General features: G+C 64.1%; 18 protein-coding genes. 8 read left to right on the forward strand and 10 right to left on the reverse strand.

Annotated features, from left to right (window positions below; translation table 11 throughout):
• Positions 1–3 precede the first annotated feature (3 nt).
• Both LB564_RS10150 and LB564_RS10155 read left to right on the forward strand, forming a co-directional pair.
• Entirely contained in the window at positions 4–951 is a 948-nt protein-coding gene (locus LB564_RS10150) for an ABC transporter permease (protein WP_224537243.1), read from the forward strand.
• 127 nt (positions 952–1078) lie between these two features.
• Positions 1079–3139, forward strand: coding sequence for a 3-hydroxyacyl-CoA dehydrogenase NAD-binding domain-containing protein (locus tag LB564_RS10155; RefSeq protein WP_224537246.1), 2061 nt, complete (start codon positions 1079–1081; stop codon positions 3137–3139).
• Positions 3140–3167: 28 nt separating this feature from the next.
• Here the strand turns inward: LB564_RS10155 and LB564_RS10160 are convergent, their stop codons facing one another.
• A complete protein-coding gene (locus LB564_RS10160) occupies positions 3168–3974 on the reverse strand; it encodes a helix-turn-helix transcriptional regulator (RefSeq protein ID WP_224537247.1) in 807 nt (268 codons plus the stop codon).
• Between the two features lie 116 nt (positions 3975–4090).
• On the opposite strand from LB564_RS10160, the gene LB564_RS10165 reads away from it, so the two are divergent.
• The 6 genes from LB564_RS10165 (at position 4091) to LB564_RS10190 (ending at position 9928) form a co-directional block, all read left to right on the forward strand.
• A complete protein-coding gene (locus LB564_RS10165; RefSeq protein ID WP_224537249.1) occupies positions 4091–5227 on the forward strand; it encodes an ABC transporter ATP-binding protein in 1137 nt (378 codons plus the stop codon).
• Positions 5208–6371 carry a PotD/PotF family extracellular solute-binding protein gene (locus LB564_RS10170; protein WP_224537251.1) on the forward strand — a complete coding sequence of 388 codons (1164 nt, stop codon included), beginning with the start codon at positions 5208–5210 and terminating at the stop codon, positions 6369–6371. Before LB564_RS10165 ends, LB564_RS10170 begins: the two co-directional genes overlap by 20 nt.
• A 61-nt stretch (positions 6372–6432) precedes the next feature.
• Positions 6433–7296 (forward strand): ABC transporter permease, encoded by an 864-nt coding sequence (locus LB564_RS10175; RefSeq protein ID WP_140702725.1) that lies wholly within the window; start codon positions 6433–6435, stop codon positions 7294–7296.
• A complete protein-coding gene (locus LB564_RS10180) occupies positions 7296–8108 on the forward strand; it encodes an ABC transporter permease (RefSeq protein ID WP_140702723.1) in 813 nt (270 codons plus the stop codon). Before LB564_RS10175 ends, LB564_RS10180 begins: the two co-directional genes overlap by 1 nt.
• 10 nt (positions 8109–8118) lie before the next feature.
• Complete coding sequence (locus tag LB564_RS10185; protein ID WP_140702721.1) at positions 8119–8880, forward strand: SDR family NAD(P)-dependent oxidoreductase; 762 nt, start codon at positions 8119–8121, stop codon at positions 8878–8880.
• Between the two features lie 280 nt (positions 8881–9160).
• Positions 9161–9928, forward strand: coding sequence for a hypothetical protein (locus LB564_RS10190; protein WP_224537253.1), 768 nt, complete (start codon positions 9161–9163; stop codon positions 9926–9928).
• 50 nt (positions 9929–9978) lie between these two features.
• Here the strand turns inward: LB564_RS10190 and LB564_RS10195 are convergent, their stop codons facing one another.
• From LB564_RS10195 to LB564_RS10235, 9 genes are all read right to left on the reverse strand, one after another.
• Positions 9979–11487: an aldehyde dehydrogenase family protein gene (locus tag LB564_RS10195; RefSeq protein WP_224537255.1), complete on the reverse strand. Its 1509-nt coding sequence runs from the start codon at positions 11485–11487 to the stop codon at positions 9979–9981.
• A 20-nt stretch (positions 11488–11507) separates the two neighbouring features.
• Positions 11508–11852: a cupin domain-containing protein gene (locus LB564_RS10200; RefSeq protein ID WP_224537257.1), complete on the reverse strand. Its 345-nt coding sequence runs from the start codon at positions 11850–11852 to the stop codon at positions 11508–11510.
• A 22-nt stretch (positions 11853–11874) separates the two neighbouring features.
• Positions 11875–12216, reverse strand: coding sequence for a cupin domain-containing protein (locus LB564_RS10205; RefSeq protein WP_224537259.1), 342 nt, complete (start codon positions 12214–12216; stop codon positions 11875–11877).
• A 29-nt stretch (positions 12217–12245) separates the two neighbouring features.
• Complete coding sequence (locus tag LB564_RS10210) at positions 12246–12596, reverse strand: cupin domain-containing protein (protein ID WP_140702711.1); 351 nt, start codon at positions 12594–12596, stop codon at positions 12246–12248.
• Positions 12597–12831: 235 nt separating this feature from the next.
• Entirely contained in the window at positions 12832–14106 is a 1275-nt protein-coding gene (locus LB564_RS10215) for a glycosyltransferase (RefSeq protein ID WP_224537261.1), read from the reverse strand.
• Positions 14107–14118: 12 nt separating this feature from the next.
• Positions 14119–15192 carry an ABC transporter ATP-binding protein gene (locus tag LB564_RS10220; RefSeq protein WP_224537263.1) on the reverse strand — a complete coding sequence of 358 codons (1074 nt, stop codon included), beginning with the start codon at positions 15190–15192 and terminating at the stop codon, positions 14119–14121.
• On the reverse strand, positions 15189–15983 hold the full coding sequence (locus tag LB564_RS10225) for an ABC transporter permease (RefSeq protein ID WP_224537265.1): 795 nt from the start codon (positions 15981–15983) through the stop codon (positions 15189–15191). The genes LB564_RS10220 and LB564_RS10225 overlap by 4 nt, the downstream gene beginning before the upstream one ends.
• Complete coding sequence (locus LB564_RS10230; protein ID WP_224537806.1) at positions 15976–16818, reverse strand: ABC transporter permease; 843 nt, start codon at positions 16816–16818, stop codon at positions 15976–15978. Before LB564_RS10230 ends, LB564_RS10225 begins: the two co-directional genes overlap by 8 nt.
• A gap of 326 nt (positions 16819–17144) precedes the next feature.
• Positions 17145–18209, reverse strand: a complete 1065-nt coding sequence (locus LB564_RS10235) for a spermidine/putrescine ABC transporter substrate-binding protein (protein WP_224537267.1) — start codon at positions 18207–18209, stop codon at positions 17145–17147.
• Positions 18210–18373 lie beyond the last annotated feature (164 nt).

An 18373-nucleotide genomic window follows, 5' to 3' on the forward strand; every position in this document is an offset into this window, starting at 1 on the left:
GCGATGGCCGCGCTGAAAAAGCTGCTCACAAGACCCTGGATCTGGTCGTTCGTCGGTGCCTTGCTGGTGTGGCTGGCGACGATCGCCTTCACCGGCGGTTATGGCGCCGGCGGCATGGTGACGGCCGCATTGTCGCTTGCCGTTTTCACTGTCATCGTTGGCGTCGGCCAGATGTTCGTAATCACGCTCGGACCCGGCAATGTCGACCTGTCGCTGCCGACCAATATCGGCTTGGCCAGCGCGGTTGCCATGAAGGTGATGGGCGGCAGCGATTCCATGATCGTGATAGGCTTGCTGGCGGCGCTCGCCTGCGGCGCCGCGATCGGCGCCATCAACTATCTGCTGATCTGGGCGCTGCGCATTCCGCCGATCATCGCGACGCTGTCGGCGAGCTTCATCATCCAGTCGGTCGACATCAGCTATGGCCGCGGGCTGCAGATCAAGCCGCCGCCGGCCTTCGCCGATTTCACCAACTGGCAAGTGCTGGGCATTCCGGTGCTGGCGATCCTCACCGTGTTGTTCACCATCGGCGCGGCCATCGCCTTGCAGCGCATGATCTATGGCCGCTCGGTGCTGGCGATTGGCCAGAACATCCGCGCCGCCTGGCTCGCCGGCGTCAATGTCGGGCGCATCCGCTTCCTCACCTACACGCTGTCGGGCGCGCTTGGCGGCCTCGACGGCGCGCTGCTCGCCGGCTATTTCCGCGGCGCCAATGTCGACATCGGCAATGAATATCTGCTGGCCTCGATCGCGGTCGTCGTCATCGGCGGCACATCGGTGGCTGGCGGCAAGGCCAATGTGCCCGGCGTCTGGGGCGCGGCGCTGTTCCTGGTGCTGCTGCTCACCATGCTCAACACATTCGGCGTCAGTGCCGGGGTGCGGTTGCTGCTGACAGGGCTGATCATCGTTGGCGTGATCACGGCGGCGGGTGGCGAGAAGGCGGTGCGCTGACTGCAACGTCTACGGCACGACCGTAGCCTGTCGGGCCAACCATTGGACCAGCTCAACATCGGGTTCCCATTCGCCGCATGGCCTAGTAAACCCTTTCGCGATCTCAGCCGGTCTCGGGAGGCTCCGCTTGTCCAATTCTGTCAGTGTCGTGAACGAGGACGGCGTCGCCGTCGTCACCATCGACAATCCGCCGGTCAATGCGCTGAGTTTCCACGTCCGCGGGCCGCTGACGCAGGCGCTGGTCGCGCTGCGCGACGACGCATCGGTCGCGGCGATCGTCATTGCCTGCGCCGGCCGGACCTTCGTTGCCGGCGCCGACATCACCGAATTCGGCAAGCCGGTGCGGCAGCCCGACCTGCGCGCCATCGTGGCGACGCTCGAAACCATCGCCAAGCCGACGGTCGCCGCCATCCACGGCACCGCGCTCGGCGGCGGGCTGGAGCTGGCGCTCGGCTGCCATTTCCGCGTTGCCGATCGAAGCGCCAGGCTTGGCCTGCCCGAGGTGAAGCTCGGGCTCCTGCCCGGCGGCGGCGGCACGGTACGGCTGCCGCGCCTCGTGGGCGCTTTAAAGGCGGTGAGAATGATCGTTTCCGGCACTCCGATCGGCGCCGATGAGGCACATGGCGCCGGCTTGGTCGACGCCGTCTTCGAGGGCGATCTGACCATCCACGCCGTGAATTTTGCCGGGGAAATGGCCCGCAAGGGCGGCCCCTTCACCCCGGTGCGCGATCGCGATGAGGAGCTGAAGGACACCGATCTCGTGGCCTTCGATGCGGAAGCCCAGGGCCTTGCCCGGAAGGCGCGGGGCCTCGAGGCGCCAATCGCCTGTGCGCAGGCAGTGCGCAATGCCGTCACGTTGCCCTTCGACGAGGCACTGGCGGCGGAGCGGGCACTGTTCGTGAAACTCGTCGCCAGCGACCAGTCTCGCGCGCAACGGCATCTGTTTTTCGCCGAACGCGAGGCGGCAAAGCTGCCCGGCAAGGACACGCCCAAGCGCAGGATCGGTCGCGTCGGCGTGATCGGCGCCGGCACGATGGGCGGCGGCATCGCCATGGCTTTCGCCAATGGCGGCTATCCCGTCACCTTGCTGGAAACCAGTCAGGAGGCGCTACAGCGCGGGCTGGCGACGATCGAGAAGAATTATGCCGTCTCGGTTTCGCGGGGGTCCTTGAGCGAAGAGGCCAAGCTGCAGCGGCTCGCCCAGTTCAAGGGCTCGATCGACCATGCCGATCTCGCCGATTGCGACCTGATCGTCGAGGCGGCGTTCGAGGACATGGCGGTCAAGAAAGACATCTTCGGCAAGCTCGACGCGGTGGCCAGGCCGGGCGCCATCCTTGCCACCAACACTTCCTATCTCGACATCGACGAGATCGCCGCCTCGACGTCGCGGCCGCAGGATGTGCTCGGCCTGCATTTTTTCTCGCCGGCCAATGTCATGAAGCTCCTGGAGATCGTGCGCGCCGAAAAAACCGCACCGGATGCGCTGGCGACCGTGGTCGACCTTGCACGCCGGATCGGCAAGGTGGCTGTCGTCGTCGGCGTCTGCCACGGCTTCGTCGGCAACCGCATGCTGGCCGCGCGCGGCTCGGAATCCGAGGCGTTGCTGTTGGAAGGCGCTACCCCCAGCCAGATCGACAAGGCGTTCACCGATTTCGGCTGGCCAATGGGTCCGTTCCAGATGGGCGACCTTGCCGGTCTCGACATCGGCTGGCGCAACCGCAAGGCGCGCGGGCTGACGGCCGTGATCGCCGACACGCTGTGCGAACAGGGGCGTTTCGGCCAGAAGACCGGGCGTGGCTTCTATCTCTACGAGGCTGGTGCCCGGTCAGGCGTTCCCGATCCCGAGGTCGAGGCGCTGATCCGCGACAAGGCCGCCGAGAAAGGCATCGTGCCGCGTGCCATCGGCGCGGACGAGATCATCGAACGTACGCTCTATCCGCTGGTCAATGAGGGGGCGAAGATCCTGCAGGAAGGGATCGCGGCCCGTGCGTCCGACATTGATGTCGTCTGGGTCAATGGCTACGGCTTTCCCATCGGCAAGGGCGGCCCGATGTTCTGGGCCGGCCTCGAAGGGGCGGGGAAGATCGTCGAGCGGCTCGAGCATTGGCACGAGCGGACCGGCAAGGATGTGTTCAAGCCGGCGCCCTTGCTGAAGCGGATGGCCGAAACGGGTTCCTGGGAAGCCTGATCCGAGGTTGGTCAGCGGCCTGCGTGAATCAGCGAATCCGCGCGTCGATGATCTCGACGAAGCGGGCGAAGAGACCGGCCTGCGATTTGATCTTGAGCTTGCGGTAGATGTTGCGGCGATGAACCTTCACCGTTCCCGGCACGATGCGCATGGCCCTCGCGATCGATTCCGTCGAATGGCCCTGGAGCACCAGGTCGACGACATGCTTTTCGCGCGGCGTCAGCGACAGGCTCTTCCAGATATGGGCGCGGTCGAACTCGTTGACGGCGGCTATCGTCTCATCGTGCTTCGCCTCGGCCGGTTCTTCGGCCGGAAGGGCAGGCCAGCGCAGCTTGGCGAACTCGATCACCGCCGGCGCCATGTCGCGCAACAGCCTGGCGTCCGCCGTGCCGAACGGGCCCGATGCGCTGAGCCGCATCAGCGACAGCACCAGCGCGTCCTTGCCCGCCAGCGGCACGAAGAAGCCGACCTCCTCGGCCAGCCTGGTCTGGCTGTAATAAGATCGAAAATACTCGCTGGCATAGAAACGGTCGGGCGCGAGTTCGCGCATGCGCCAGAACCCTTCCTTGCGCTCGACAGCCGCGTGGTGGAACGGATCGAGCAGATAGGGTCCCTCCTGATAGAGGGCGACGAAGACATGGCTTTCGGCCGGGGAGAAGGTCTCGAACAGCAGCGGCGGCCGTGAGGCGCCGCGATAGCCGAAGATCACGCAATGGTCGAACCCGACATGCTTGCGCAGCCAATCGACCATCGCCTGGCCGAATAGGTCGCCGCCGGTCTCCCGCGTCGCCGCGACGACTCCTGCCAGCTTTCGGTATTCGTCGCTGCGGGACAATTGATACCCCTCTGGATGAGAAAATAGATCAGATATACCACCGTTGAGGTATATACTAGCCGCCATTGGCTCTGGTAGCGTTCTCAAAATCGATCAGTCACTGGAGCCCGCAGCCTTTGACCGCAGTGCCCGACATCGAGTTTCGAGGCGTCACCAAGCGCTACGGCGCGGTGACCGCGGTCAGCGGCATCGATCTGGCGGTACCTCCCTCCGCCTTCGTCGCCTTGCTCGGGCCGTCCGGCTGCGGAAAGACGACCTGCCTGCGCATGATCGGCGGCTTCGAACAGCCGAGCGAAGGCCAGGTGTTGATCCGTGGCCAGGACATGGCCGGCACGCCGCCCTACCGGCGGCCGGTCAACATGGTGTTCCAGCAATATGCGCTGTTTCCGCATCTCGACGTCGAAGCCAATGTTTCCTATGGGCTGCGCCAGGCAAGGCCACGGCTGTCGCCGGGCGAGATCGGCCAGAGGGCCGGGGAGGCGCTCGAAATGGTGCGGCTCGCCGGCTATGGCGGCCGCAAGATCCATGAACTGTCCGGCGGCCAGCAGCAGCGTGTCGCGCTGGCGCGTGCACTGGTCAACAAGCCGGCGGTGCTGCTGCTCGACGAGCCGCTGGCGGCGCTCGACAAGAAGCTGCGCACCGACATGCAGATCGAGCTGCAGAACCTGCAGCGCGAGATCGGCATCACCTTCGTGCTGGTCACCCACGACCAGGAAGAAGCGCTGTCGATGAGCGATTTCGTCTGCGTCATGAATGGCGGCCGCATCGTCCAGCTCGGCCAGCCGAGCGAAATCTATGACGAGCCGGCCGACCTGTTCGTCGCCGATTTCGTCGGCAAGACCAATCTGCTGGCCGGCAAGGTGGCCGGGCATGCCGGCGATCTCGTGGACGTTGCGCTGGCGGACGGCACCGTCATCGCCGCGCGCAAACGCACCGCCCTGCGGCAGGGCGAGACCGTCTCGGTCAGCCTGCGTCCTGAATCGCTTAGCCTCGGGGCTCCCGACAGCGGCCCGCTCAAGGGTGTCGTCCGCAACCGGATTTTCCTGGGCTCGACGGCGGAGTACGCGATCGAGGTCCAGGGTATCGGAACATTGCTCGCCAAGGCCGACCATGTGGTCGGCCAAGGCAATCTCTTCAAGCCGGGTGAACCCGTCGCCATCGGCTTTGCCACGGGGACGCCGCTGGCGTTTCCCGAAACCAAGAACAACGGGACCAACCAGAGGGTAAACAAACATGTCGAAATCATATCGTGACGGACTGCCGATAAGCCCCGAGAATTTCGTCGACCAACTGATGCGTTTGAAGCGCGGCTCGATCGGCCGCCGCGATTTCCTTGGCCTCACCGGCCTTGGCATCGCAACGGCGGTGATGGCGCGCGAGATCGGCATCATGCCGACGCCGGCCTTCGCCGCTGAAAACCTCGGCGACCGCATGTCGATCGCCACTTGGCCGAATTATCACGACCCGCAGACCTTCGAGAACTTCAAGAAGGACACCGGCGTCGCCGTCGAGGTCAACGTGTTCGGCTCCAATGAGGAGATGCTGGCCAAGCTGCAGGCCGGTGCCTCGGGCTGGAGCCTGTTCGTGCCGACCAATTATACGATCTCGACTTATAAGAAGCTCGGCATCATCGAGCCGCTGGAGATGGCGAAGCTGCCAAATTTCGATGGCACGCAGGAAGACCCGCGCTTCACGTCCGAGGGTACCATCGACGGCACCATTTACGCCGTGCCAAAGAATTGGGGCACGACAGGCTTTGCCGTCAACACCAAGAAACTCGCCAAGCCGATGACGAGCTGGAAGGAGTTCTGGGATACCGCCATGGCCGAGGGCGATGGACGCACCATGGTGCACGACTACCAGCTGACCACCATCGGCAACGCGCTGAAATATTACGGCTATTCGTTCAATTCGCTGAAACAGGACGAACTCGCCAAGGCGGAAGAATTGTTGCTCAGGGTCAAGCCGCATCTGTTCGCCGTCTCGTCCGACTACCAGCCTGGCATGCGCGCGGGCGACGCCTGGATGACCATGTGCTGGACCAATGACGGCGCGCAGCTCCATCGCGACATTCCCGAGATCGCCTATGTGCTTGGCAAGGAAGGTGGCGAGATCTGGACCGATTTCTACGCCATCCCGAAGGACGCACCGAACAAGCCCGCCGGTTATGCGCTGCTCAACTATCTGATGAACCCGCAGGTCGCGGTGAAGGAGCATCTCGCCAACGGAGCGCCCTCCACCGATGCGCGCGTCAACAAGCTGCTGCCGAAGGAGGTGCTGGACAATCCGATCCTCTATCCGGCGGCGGACCTGCTGACGCCGCTGGAATTCGGCGCAGCGGCAACGCTGACCGATCCGGGCCGTGCCGAACTGATGGCGCGCTTCAAGTCGGCCTGAGACCGGCCTCACAGGGACAATCGACCGGCGGGCCATGTCCGCCGGTACCGGGGCGGTTTCAATGCACGGCAACAGATTTCGGCATAATATCCTGACCGCCTTGCTGCTCGCGCCGGCGACGGCATGGCTGGTGGTGTTCCTGGTGCTGCCGTTCGTCGCCATCGCCGTGTTCAGCGTCGGCGAGCGGGCGCCCGAGGGCGGCTACCAGGCGGCCTTCACGCTGGCGCAATATGCCAACCTTCCGGCACGGGCGACGGCGTTCTGGAACACGATGGTGCTGGCGCCGGTCGGCGCGCTCGCCTGCCTGCTCGTTGCCTATCCTGTCGCCTATTACCTTGCCCTGAAAGCGCCGCCGCGCTGGCGGCTAATCCTGCTCGCGCTGGTCGTCATTCCGTTCTGGACCAGCCTGCTGATGCGGACCTATGCCTGGATGTACATTCTGGGCGGTCGCGGCATACCGGCGCTGCTCGCCTTTGTCGGCATCGAGGATGTCAGGCTGATCAATACGCCGGGCGCCGTCCTGCTCGGCATCGTCTACGGCTATCTGCCGCTCATGATCCTGCCGATCTATGTCAGCCTCGAGCGGCTCGACCGCAGGCTGCTGGAAGCCTCCGCCGATCTCGGCGCAAAGCCGCTCTCCACCTTCCTGGGCGTGACCCTGAAGCTGTCGCTACCGGGGGTGATGACCGGCTTCTCGCTGGTGATGATCCTGCTGCTTGGCGAATATTTGATCCCGACGCTGCTTGGCGGCGGCAAGGTGTTCTTCATCGGCAACGCGCTGGTCGACCTGTTTCTGCAGTCGCGCAACTGGCCGTTCGGATCGGCCATCGCGATCACGCTGGTGCTGGTTTCGGTGGTGGTGCTGGTCGTTGCCAATCGTATTTCGAACCGGGTTGCGGGCGCTCGCCGGGTGGACCTCATCTGATGCGCGCCTTCGTCATTGCCGTCTTTGCGTTCCTCTACCTGCCGATCGTGCTGGTCGTGCTGTTTTCCTTCAACGCCGGCCACCATGCCAGCGAGTTCACCGGTTTCTCGGTGCAGTGGTACGGCAAGGCCCTGTCCAACCCGTTCCTGGTCGAGGCGCTGAAGAACAGCCTGTTCATCGCCACCACCAGCGCCCTGCTGGCGGCGGTTTTCGGCACCGCGGCAGCGCTTGGCCTGGCGCGTGTCGGCGCACGCACGCGCGCCGTTTTCGACGGATTGCTGGGAGCGGCTATCGTTGTTCCCGGCGTCGTCATAGGCATCTCGACGCTGGTCGCGCTGGTCCAGCTGTTCGCCGTCGTCAACCCGTTCCTCGCCTCGATCTGGCCCAACGATCAGCCGCCGCGCTTGTCGCTCGGCTACGGCTCGATCATCGCCGCGCACGGCTTGTTCTCGATGGCGCTGGTGACGATGATCGTCGGCACGCGGCTCGGCAGCCTCGACCGCAATCTGGTCGAAGCCTCAAGCGATCTCTACGCCACGCCGCTGACGACCTTCCGCTCGATCGTGCTCCCGCAGATCATGCCCGCCGTGGTCGCCGGCTTCCTGCTCGCCTTCACCTTCTCCTTCGACGATTTCATCATCGCCTTCTTCGTCGCTGGCGCGCAGACGACGCTGCCGATCTATGTCTTTGCCTCGATCCGGCGCGGGGTGACGCCGGAGATCAACGCCATCGCGACCATCGTGCTCGTCGCTTCCGTGCTGCTCGTGGTGCTTGCCCAATGGCAATTGCGCCAGCGCAAGCCGTCAAACTGAAAGCCGCTCCATGATCCTCAAAGACCGCATCGCCGTGGTGACAGGCGCCGGCTCCGGCATCGGGCGCGCCGGCGCCATGATCATGGCCAGGGAAGGCGCGGTCGTCGTCATTGCAGACAGGGATCAGGCCGCCGGCGAAGCCGCGGCATCGGACATCCGCGCTGTCGGAGGTCGGGCCGAGGCGATCGCGACCGACGTCCGCGACGACAATGCGGTCGACCAACTCCTTGGCCGTACGCTCGACAAGCATGGGCGCATCGACATCCTGCACAATCATGCCGGCATCCAGGTCGGCGGCACGCTGACCGAGGTCGAGACCGATGGCATGGATGCGTCGTGGCGGGTCAATGTGCGGGCACAATTCCTGGCGGCGAGGATCGTCATGCCGTCGATGATCGCGCAAGGCGGCGGCGTCATCCTCAACACGGCTTCGAATTCGGGTGTCTTCTATGACCGCGAGATGATCGCCTATGCGACGTCGAAACATGCCGTGGTGGCGATGACCAGGCAGATGTCGCTCGACTATGCCCGGCACAATGTGCGCGTCAACGCGCTCTGCCCCGGCTGGGTCGACACGCCTTTCAACGAGCCGTTCATCGCCCAGATGGGCGGACGCGATGCAATCGAAACCTATGTCCGCACCAAGATCCCGATGGGGCGCTGGGCCGTGGCCGAAGAGATCGCCGAGGCGATCCTGTTCCTGGTCTCGGATCGCTCATCCTTCATGACCGGGCAGGCGCTGGTGATCGATGGCGGCGAAAGTATCGGCTGACTGTTACTTTCCGCGCAATAGGCGACGAAAAACCACCCCGCGCATTTTCCCTGGAATTCGTCCTAGGACCATGGTCCGGCCGGCATGGGACTTCAGTAGCACGACAGTTCAAGAGTGGCGATTTGCGTTCAATATCAAACTGTTGCTGCGCGTTCTGCTTGCCCTGCTCGCGCATTGAGACGGCATTTATCTAAAGTTTACTGCGCACAATTAGCGACTTCTCATACGAACTTGACCTAGCGGCTGGGCATAGGGCGGCGATTCCCAGAGGAGGTTACCCATGACTAATCGAAAAACTCTTTTCGCGGCGATTGCCACATTGGCGCTTCTGGCGTCTCCGGCGCTTGCCGGAGCCGGCGGCAACGGGCACGGGAATGGCGGTGGCAATAGCGGCGGCGGCAATGGCGGCAACGGCAATGGCGGCGGCGGCGGCGGTAACGGCAATGGTCACGGTAACGCCGGCGGCAACAGCAATAGTAACGGCAAAAGCGGTGCTTCGCATGGCAAGTCCGCCTCGGCCCCGGGACAGGTAGCCAAGACGGACACGGACACGACAGCCAGCACCACGGCCGATACGACGACAAACGTCTCGCCGAAGGAGAAGAACATCCACGCCAAACTCGGCCGGCTGAACTCGCTGCAGCGCAATATCAACGCCTATATGAACTCCAAGAGCAAGAAGTTCGCCGCCATTCAGGCATTCGTGACGCAGTCCGCAAAGGCCAAGAATGCGCAGACCCAGCTGGATGCTCTGAATGCGCAGCTGGCCGCGTTGACATCGCTGACCCCGGAGGAGATAGCCGCCATGTCGCCCGAGGATCAGGCGGCCTTGCCCGGACAGATATCGGATTTGACGGAGCAGGTCGCTGCCCAGCAGAAAGTGGTCGATGCAGCCGCGGTCGGGACCGACCCGGCGTCGCTCGATGCAGCGCTGACGGACATGGCCAACAAGCCCGTCGACGCCGAGGTCACGGCGTGGGCCCAAGGCGTGCTCGCCGGCAAGATCGATCAGGCGGCGGCCAAGCTTCAGGCGGGAACGACGCCCTAACGGATCGAGGCATAAGCATATGGGCGCGCGGCTGTGCCGCGCGCCCTACTTCATACGTGTTTGCGGCCGCCGGTTTCGCGAAACCAGCTGTCGGGATAGGGGTACCACCAGTCCTGGATTGCCGGTCTGTGGTCGATGATCACCATCTTGGAGCGGCGGAAGGCATCGAGCCCCTGGCGCCCGAGTTCGCGGCCTAGACCGGAAGCCTTCCAGCCGCCGAAGGGCAAGGCGTCATTGTCGATCAACGGGTTGTTGACCCAGACCATGCCGGCCTCAAGCCGTTCGGCCGCCTCATGGGCTTCGGCCAGATCCGTGGTGAAGACCGAGGCGCCGAGGCCGAACGGGCTGTCATTGGCAAGCCGGATCGCCTCGTCGAAATCCTTCACCCGGCAGATCGCGGCGACTGGGCCGAAACACTCCTCACGCACGATCGCCATATCCGAGGTGACGCCGGTCAGAATGGTCGGTTCGTAGAACCAGCCGGTGTTGTGCGCCTGCGGAATGCGCCCGCCAGTGACAGCGGTGGCGCCGTTGCGGATCGCGTCATCGACCAGCCGCATCACCTTGGCTCTTGCCGCTTCGCTGACCAGCGGGCCGATCTCGGTTTTTTCCATGCCGTTGCCGATGCGCAGCGCGCGGGTCTTTTGCGCAAACAGCTCGACAAAGCGGTCGTGCACGGCATCGACGACGAAAAAGCGCTCGGCCGAAGTGCAGACCTGCCCAGTGAGATGGAAGGCGGCGGTGACGCTGCCGGCCGCCGCCACGTCGAGCGGCGCGTGTTGGCTGATGATCAGCGGATCGCTGCCGCCGGCCTCGATGACACTGGGCTTCATGCGCTCGGCGCAGGCCACCGCGACCGCCTTGCCGGCGGCGACCGAGCCTGTGAACGCAACCGCATGGGTGCGATCCGAAGTGATTAGTGCCTGCGCCGTGGCCGCGCCGCCCGGCAGACAGGAGACCAGGCCTTCCGGCAGCGCGCGGAAGACGGTCATGTACTCCAGCGTCGACAGCGTCGTCGCTTCCGCCGGCTTGATGAGGCAGGCGTTGCCGGCGGCGAGCGAGGCGGCAACGGTCCAGCACATCAGCAGGATCGGGAAGTTGTAGGGCATGATGTGGACGGAGACGCCGTAGGGCTCATAGCGCGCATACTGGAACGAGCCGGCCTGTGTCGTGCCGGCGACCTTGCCGGCATCGTCGCGCGCCATCTCGGCATAGTAGCGGAAGATCGGCGCGCAATTGGCGATCTCGCCGATGGCTTCGGGATAGGGCTTGCCCATCTCGCGCACCATCAGTTCGGCGCAGCGCGTGAAATCCGCCGCCTCGATGGCGTTGGCGACGGCGTGCAGATGCTTTGCCCGGCTCTTGGCGTCGAGCTTTTTCCAGGCAAGCTGCGCCTTGGTCGCGGCGGTGAGGGCGGCGTCGATCTCACCGTCGCTGGCGGAAGCGATGGCGCCGACCGTCTCCAGTGTGGCCGGATCGATCACCGGTTTCGCCGCACCAGTCATCGGCCGGTAGTCCGGATTGACGAAGAAAGTCGGCCGGTCGGGGGCGAACTGCATGGACATCCTCTCTGGCCCGCTTAGCGGATCATGTAGACCTTCTTGATTGTCTCATGGACGGTGCAGACGCCTTTCCAGTCCTGCGGAAAGAAGGCCGCCGTGTCCGGCTCGATCTCGATGACCTCGCCGGATTCATGGATATAGGTGCAACGCCCCTCCAGGAAGTGGCAGAACTCGTCGCGGGTGACGTGGCAGTGCCATTTGCCGGGGGTGCAGACCCATAGGCCGCATTCGGAACGGCCTTCCGGGCCCTTGTGGAGCAGCTTGCCCGAGGTGTGGGATTGCCCCTCGATCATTGTCGGGATGACACCCCAGTCGACGAGGTCCGTGATGGCAAGCGGCGATTGCATGATCGGCGTGGTCATATGGATTTCCCTGGTAAAATGCTCACCGGCACATGAAGGCCTTGGTCAGCGTTTGCGTGATGATGGAGATGCCGGTCCAGCCGGCGGGGAAGAAGACGAGCGTGCCGGCCTCGACCGGAATGTCTTCGCCGTCGTCCCTGACATAGCTTCCGCGTCCCGATAGGAAATGACAGAATTCGTCAGTGGCAAAGCTGACCTTGCGGGTGCCCGGCGTGCAGGACCACAGGCCGCATTCGCTCGATCCGTCAGGGTTTTGCGAGAGAATCCTGCCTGAGGCACGCGGCGCGCCGGCGAGCGTGTTGACGCCCGCGCCCCAATCCTCCAGTTCCACGCTTGCGGCATCAGGCCAGTGCGGTGTCGGCATGTTGTGCTCCTAGGCGGCTGATTTCTTGCTCAGGCCAGCATGTAGACGTTGCGCATGGTCTCATGAACCGTGCATTCGCCCGTCCAGCCGGCGGGGAACATGACCACGGTTCCGGCCGTAACTTCTATCACCTCGCCGACATCGGAGCGGTAGGTCGCGCGGCCGGACACGAAGTGGCACAGTTCGTCGCGCGGGATAGAGAGCCGCCAGCGGCCCGGCGTACACACCCAGATGCCTGACTCCGGCTGATTGTTGGGGCCCTTGTGCACCAGTTTGCCGGTGGAGTGCGAGGTGCCTTCCAGCGAATCGGGCTGGGCGCCCCAGTCGACGAGGTCGGTGCGGGTGGACGCCTGGTGGAGGTGCGGGGCGGAGGAGGTCATGGGCATGGTCCGCAGTTATGACGCCGAGCATCGATGCGTTGCCACTCTACGAGGCCCCCCTCTGTCCTGCCGGACATCTCCCCCTCAAGGGGGGAGATCAGATGATGTCTCGGCTTTCGCCAATCACCAATATTGCTAAAGGAGAGCCGGCGGCGAAGCTGCCAATCTCCCCCCTTGAGGGGGAGATGTCCGGCAGGACAGAGAGGGGCGCCTGGGCTCGACATAGCAATCGGTCTCACAGCAGCGCCTCCAGCAAACCTGCCGCTTTTTCCGGCCCGTTCTGCGCCTGCATCTGTGCCGAGGTCTTCGCCAGCTTCGCCTTCATCGCCGGATCGGTCAGGCAGCTCTCTATCCTGGCGACCAGCTCGGCGTCCGTCCAATCGTAACGCGGCATGCCGAAGCCGTGGCCGGTTTCCTGGACGCGCGTGGCGTTGTCGTGGCCGTCCCAGACATAGGGCATGATGATGGCCGGCTTGCCGAAATAGAGGCATTCGGTGAACGAGTTGTTGCCGCCATGGTGGATCACGGCATCGACCTGCGGGATCACCGAAGGCTGCGGGAACCAGCTATCGACGATGACGTTGCCGGGGACGTCGGTGTACTGGTCCTTGTAGCCGCCGACATTGACCAGCCCGCGATAGCGCGTCTTGCCGAGCGTGGCGATGATCCGCTTCAACAGGTCGACATCGCCGGCGCCCAAGCTGCCGAAGGAGACGTAGAGCAGCGGTCCGTCATTATTCTCAGCGAAGGTCGGCACGGCGTAGGGTTTTTCCTGCCGCACGCAGCCTTCGAGATACTGGAATTTTGCCGGATCGAGCGGATGGCGGCGCTTGAATTTCGCCGCTTCGGGATAGAGCAACAGGTTCAGATAGGGCGAGGCCTCGAAGAACTGGCCGATCGGATAGGGCGCCTCATTGTTGGCGGTCAGGAAGGCGTTGAAGTCGTCATGGATCGGCTTGATCACCGCGTTGAAATGGTCGCGGTAGCGCTGGTGGCCGGCATGGTCGTTCTCGCCGCAGCCCGACAGATGCGGTGGGATGTCCTCGTCCTCGATCTCGTTTTCCGAGCAGGAGATGACACGCACCCACGGCTTGCCGAACTGCCTGATCGCCGGGAACAGGATGACGTTGTCGACGCAGATCACGTCAGGCGTGATGGAGGCGAGCACGCGCGGCAGGTCCTTCTGCGCCCATTTGGCGCTGTCGACGATCGCCGTCCAGCAATCCTTGACGTAATTGTCGACTTGGTCGTAGGGCGACTTGCGGAAGTTGGGGATGTGGCCGTTGATGAAGTCCTCCCAGAATCTCGCCATCTGTTCCGGCGGCATCGGTTCGGAAAGGTTCACCGGATGCGCCTCGAAGCCATAGCCCCTGTAGACATCGACGAAGCCCGGGTCGGACAGAAACACCGCCTTGTGGCCGCGCGCCTCGACCGCTTGCGCGATGCCGACGGAATTGAGCGCCGGGCCATAGGCGGCTTCCGGAAAAAACGCGATCGTCTTCTGCGCCATCAGGCTTCTCCTCTATTCCTTGAAAATTCTGACATCGGCGGCGTCCCAGCCGAGTTCGATCTGGTCGCCCGACGAGACCGGCCGGCGGTCGGCGGCATCCGCGGTGACGCGCACCAGGAACGGCTTTGGCGCCAGCGGCGTGCGGACGTGCAGCTGCAGATCGAGCCCCTGATAGGCCAGCGCCTCGACCGTGCCGGTGGTGCGGTTGGCGGTTTCCGACGACGGGAACAGCCGGATGCGTTCGGGCCGCACGGAGGCCACTGCCGATGCACCTGGTGTGAGCATGGCAGGAACCTTGCCGGCAACGCTCGTGCCGTTGGCCGCGATTACGCCGTCGGCTGATATTGTGCCCGGCACAAAGTTCATCACGCCGATGAAGTCGGCGACGAAGCGGTCGGCGGGATGTTCGTAGACCGCGTGCGGCGTGTCGCATTGCAGCAGCTTGCCGTCTTTCAGCACCGCCATGCGGTCGGCCATCACAAGCGATTCCTCCTGGTCATGGGTGACGATGACGAAGGTGATGCCGACCTCGTGCTGCAGGCGCTTCAATTCCAGCTGCATGGCGCCGCGCAGCTTCTTGTCGAGTGCGCCGAGCGGCTCGTCGAGCAGCAGCAGCCGGGGCCGCTTGACCAACGCGCGGGCCAGCGCCACGCGCTGCTTCTGGCCGCCGGACAATTGCTCGGGCTTGCGGTCGGCGAAGGGCACCAGTTCGGTGGTGGCCAGGATGGCGTCGACGCGCGCGCGGATTTCGGCCGCCGGCAAACGCTCCATTTCGAGCCCGTAGGACACATTCGCCCTGACGCTCATATGCGGAAACAGCGCGTAGGACTGGAACATCAGATTGACCGGCCGCTTGTTGGGCGGCGTCCTGGCGATGTCCTTGCCGTCGAGCAGGATGCGCCCATCGCTCGGCGTCTCGAAGCCGGCCAGCATGCGCAAGAGCGTGGTCTTGCCGCAACCCGATGGGCCGAGCAGCGCGAAGAACTCGTTCTCGCGGATATCCAGCGAGATGCCGTCGACGGCGGTGACGTGGCCGAAACTCTTCGACACATGATCGATGGCCAGCAGCGTGCGCGGTTCGCTCATTGGCCTGCTATCCCCCGGTTGAGCCGCTGCGAAAGGGTCAGCGCGGTGACCGAGACCGCCATGACGATGGTGGCCAGGGCGTTGACCTCGGGCGTGATGCCGAAGCGGATCATGGCGTAGATCTGCATCGGCAGGGTCGTCGAGGCGCGGCCGGCGCCGGCGGTGAAGAAGGCGATGATGAACTCGTCGACCGAAAGCGTGAAGGCGAGCAGCGCGCCGGCGATCACGGCCGGCAGGATGACCGGCAAGGTGATCCGCCGGAAGGTGGTGATGGCGGAGGCGCCGAGATCGGCGGAAGCCTCGACGATCGACCAGTCGAAGCTCTTCAGCCGGGCGCGGACCACCGAGCAGACGAAGGCGAGGTTGAAGACGACATGGGCGAGGATGATGGTGTGCAGGCCCATGGTCAGGTTGATCATGGAGAAGAAGGACAGAAGCGCGATGGCCAGCACGATGTCGGGGATGATCATCGGGGCAAAGATCAGCGCTTCCAGTCCCTTGCCATAGTGCCGGCGCATCTCGACGCCGATGGCCAGCAGCGTGCCGAGCAAGGTAGCGATGGCTGTCGAGACCAGCGCCACGATCAGCGTGTTGAGGGCGGCCGACAGGATGGCGGAATTGCCGGCCAGCGAGGCGTACCATTTCAGCGAAAAACCGGACCACGCCGTCGGCAGCCCGCCTTCGTTGAAGGAGAGTGCCACCAGCACGGCGATCGGGATGTAGAGGAAGGCGAAGACGAGACTCAACACGAGCCAAAGCATGCGCCGTGTGGCTGGTGAGCGTTCAGCCATTCGCGTTGCCCTGGGCTTCCGCGGTACGGCCAGAGGCGCGATTGGCGACGAGCGCTTGCGCCATCAACACCAGCAGCATGATGGCGATCAGCGCCATCGCCAGGGCCGCACCGAAGGGCCAGTCATTGGCGGTCAGGAACTGGTCGTAGACGAGATTGCCGATCATCTGGAAACGGCCGCCGCCAAGCAGCGCTGGCGTGACGAAATTGCCGATCGACAGCACGAAGACGAAGACGGCGCCGGCGGCGATGCCAGGCACGGTCAGCGGCAGGACGACACGGCGAAACGTCGTCATGGCAGAAGCGCCGAGATCGCGCGATGCTTCGGCCAGTTCCGGGTTGAGGCGCGACAGCGGCGCGTAGCAGGCGAGGATGACAAAGGGCAGGTAGTTGTAGACCAGGCCGGCGATGACCGCCCCCTCGGTGTAGAGCATCGATGGCGGCTCGCCGGTGTAGCCCACCCAGCGCAGGAGCTGAGTGACCAGCCCTTCGCGGTTGAGCAGCACGATCCAGGCATAGGTGCGGATCAGATAGTTGGACCAGAACGGCAGCACGGCGAAGAACAGGAACACCGGTTGCCAGCGGCGTGGGGCGGCCGCGATGGCATAGGCGGCGGCATAGCCGACCACCACCGCGATCAGTGTGGCCGTGCCGGCAATGCGTGCCGAGTTCAGGAAGATGCCGGCATAGAGCGGGTCGAAGACCAGCCCGAAATTCTCCAGCGTGAAAGTGTAGTCGATGCCGCCATAGATGCCGCGCCGGAAGAAGGCGAGCGCCAGCACCAGCGCGCACGGCACAACCATCAGCGCGGTCAACCAGACCAGCGCCGGAGCCATCAGGAGGGAGGAGCGGGACGGTCGTGTCATGCCGCGCCCTCGCTAGCAGCAGGCGAGTTCCCCCTCACCCGGATTGCCAACCGAATTGCGAAGGGCAATTCGGGGCAATCCGACCTCTCCCCAAGGGGAGAGGAGCGCGCCAGAGCTGGCTCCAGCCTCTTCTCCCCGCCGGGGAGAAGGTGGCCGCTAAGCGGCCGGATGAGGGGGCGCTGCGCTGGAGATTGGCGAAGGCCCGCGAGCCAGCCCATCTCCCCGCTTGAGGGGGAGATGGCCGGCAGGTCAAAGGGGGGCGTGAAGGAACGCAAGCGTGATTCCAGCAATCGATCTTACTGCGCGGCCTTGATCTCGCTGACGATCTTGGAATAGTCGCGCTGGGCTTCGCCGACGTCGCGCAGCTGCTCGAACTTGACGAGATCGGCCACCGGCATCGCCATGTTGGGGAATTTGGCGAGGAAGTCGGCCGGCAGGCTTTCCATGGCCGGCTTGTTCGGCACCTTGTAGTCGATGTTTTGCGCCGCCCAGGCGTGGTTCTTGGCGTCGAGCATGAAGTTGATGAACTGGAAGGCGGCGTCCTTATGTTCGGAGGCCTTCATCACCACCATCGTGTCGACCCAGAGATCCGAACCTTCCTTCGGGATGACGTATTTGATCTCCGGCTTGTCGGCGATGCCGTAATTGCACCAGCCGTCCCAGGCCTGCACCATCAGAGCTTCGCCAGAAACCAGCTTGGAATAGAAGGTGGTGTCGTCATAGGCGAGCAGGGTCTTCTTGGCCGAGATCAGCAGATCCTTGACCTCGGCCATCTTGGCCGGGTCGGTCTCGTTGACCGAAAAACCCTTGTCGAGCTGGCCGGCGGCAAGCAGCCAGCGATCGGTCGCCAGCATCGTGGTCTTCCCCTTCAGCTCGTCGGATGGAGCGAGCAGGTCGCTCCAGCTCGTCGGCGCGGTTTTCACCAGATCCGAACGATAGCAGAGGCCGGTCGTGCCCCAGGTGTAGGGCACCGAGAAAGTGTTGCCGACATCATGCGGCAGCTTCGTCGCTTCGGGATAGAGGTTGGCGAGGTTGGGTATCTTAGCGTGGTCCATCGGCTCGGTCAGGCCGAGCTTGTTCAGCACCTCGGCGAAGGGCGAGGAGACGAAGACCACGTCGTAGCCCTTGCCGCCGGCGGCGATCAGCTTGCCCATGATCTCTTCATTGGTGGCGTGCACCACGACTTCGCCGGAGGCGCCCGTCGCGGTCTTGAAGGCAGCCATGGCGTCGGGCGCCATGTAGCCGTCCCAGTTTGAAATGACGAGGTCGGCAGCCATTGCCGGCGCCGACAGCGCCACCGCAAGACCCAGGGCGATCGAAGGCATTTTCAGCGCACGGCGCCGCAGGCTGGTAGCGGTCATGGCAGTCTCCCATTCCGGTTGATCGTCGAATTCGTGCTGGACCCCGCGCGACATGCGCCGCAGCTTCGGTCCTGTTCCCTCGGTCTTTTTATCGCCGATTGCCCTGACAGTACTATTGCAGAAAAAAGTACGTCAATCCATAATTTGTCAACCGGCCGAGGAAT

Origin of the sequence: Mesorhizobium sp. ES1-6, assembly GCF_020164775.1 — a bacterium.
Classification (GTDB): domain Bacteria; phylum Pseudomonadota; class Alphaproteobacteria; order Rhizobiales; family Rhizobiaceae; genus Mesorhizobium.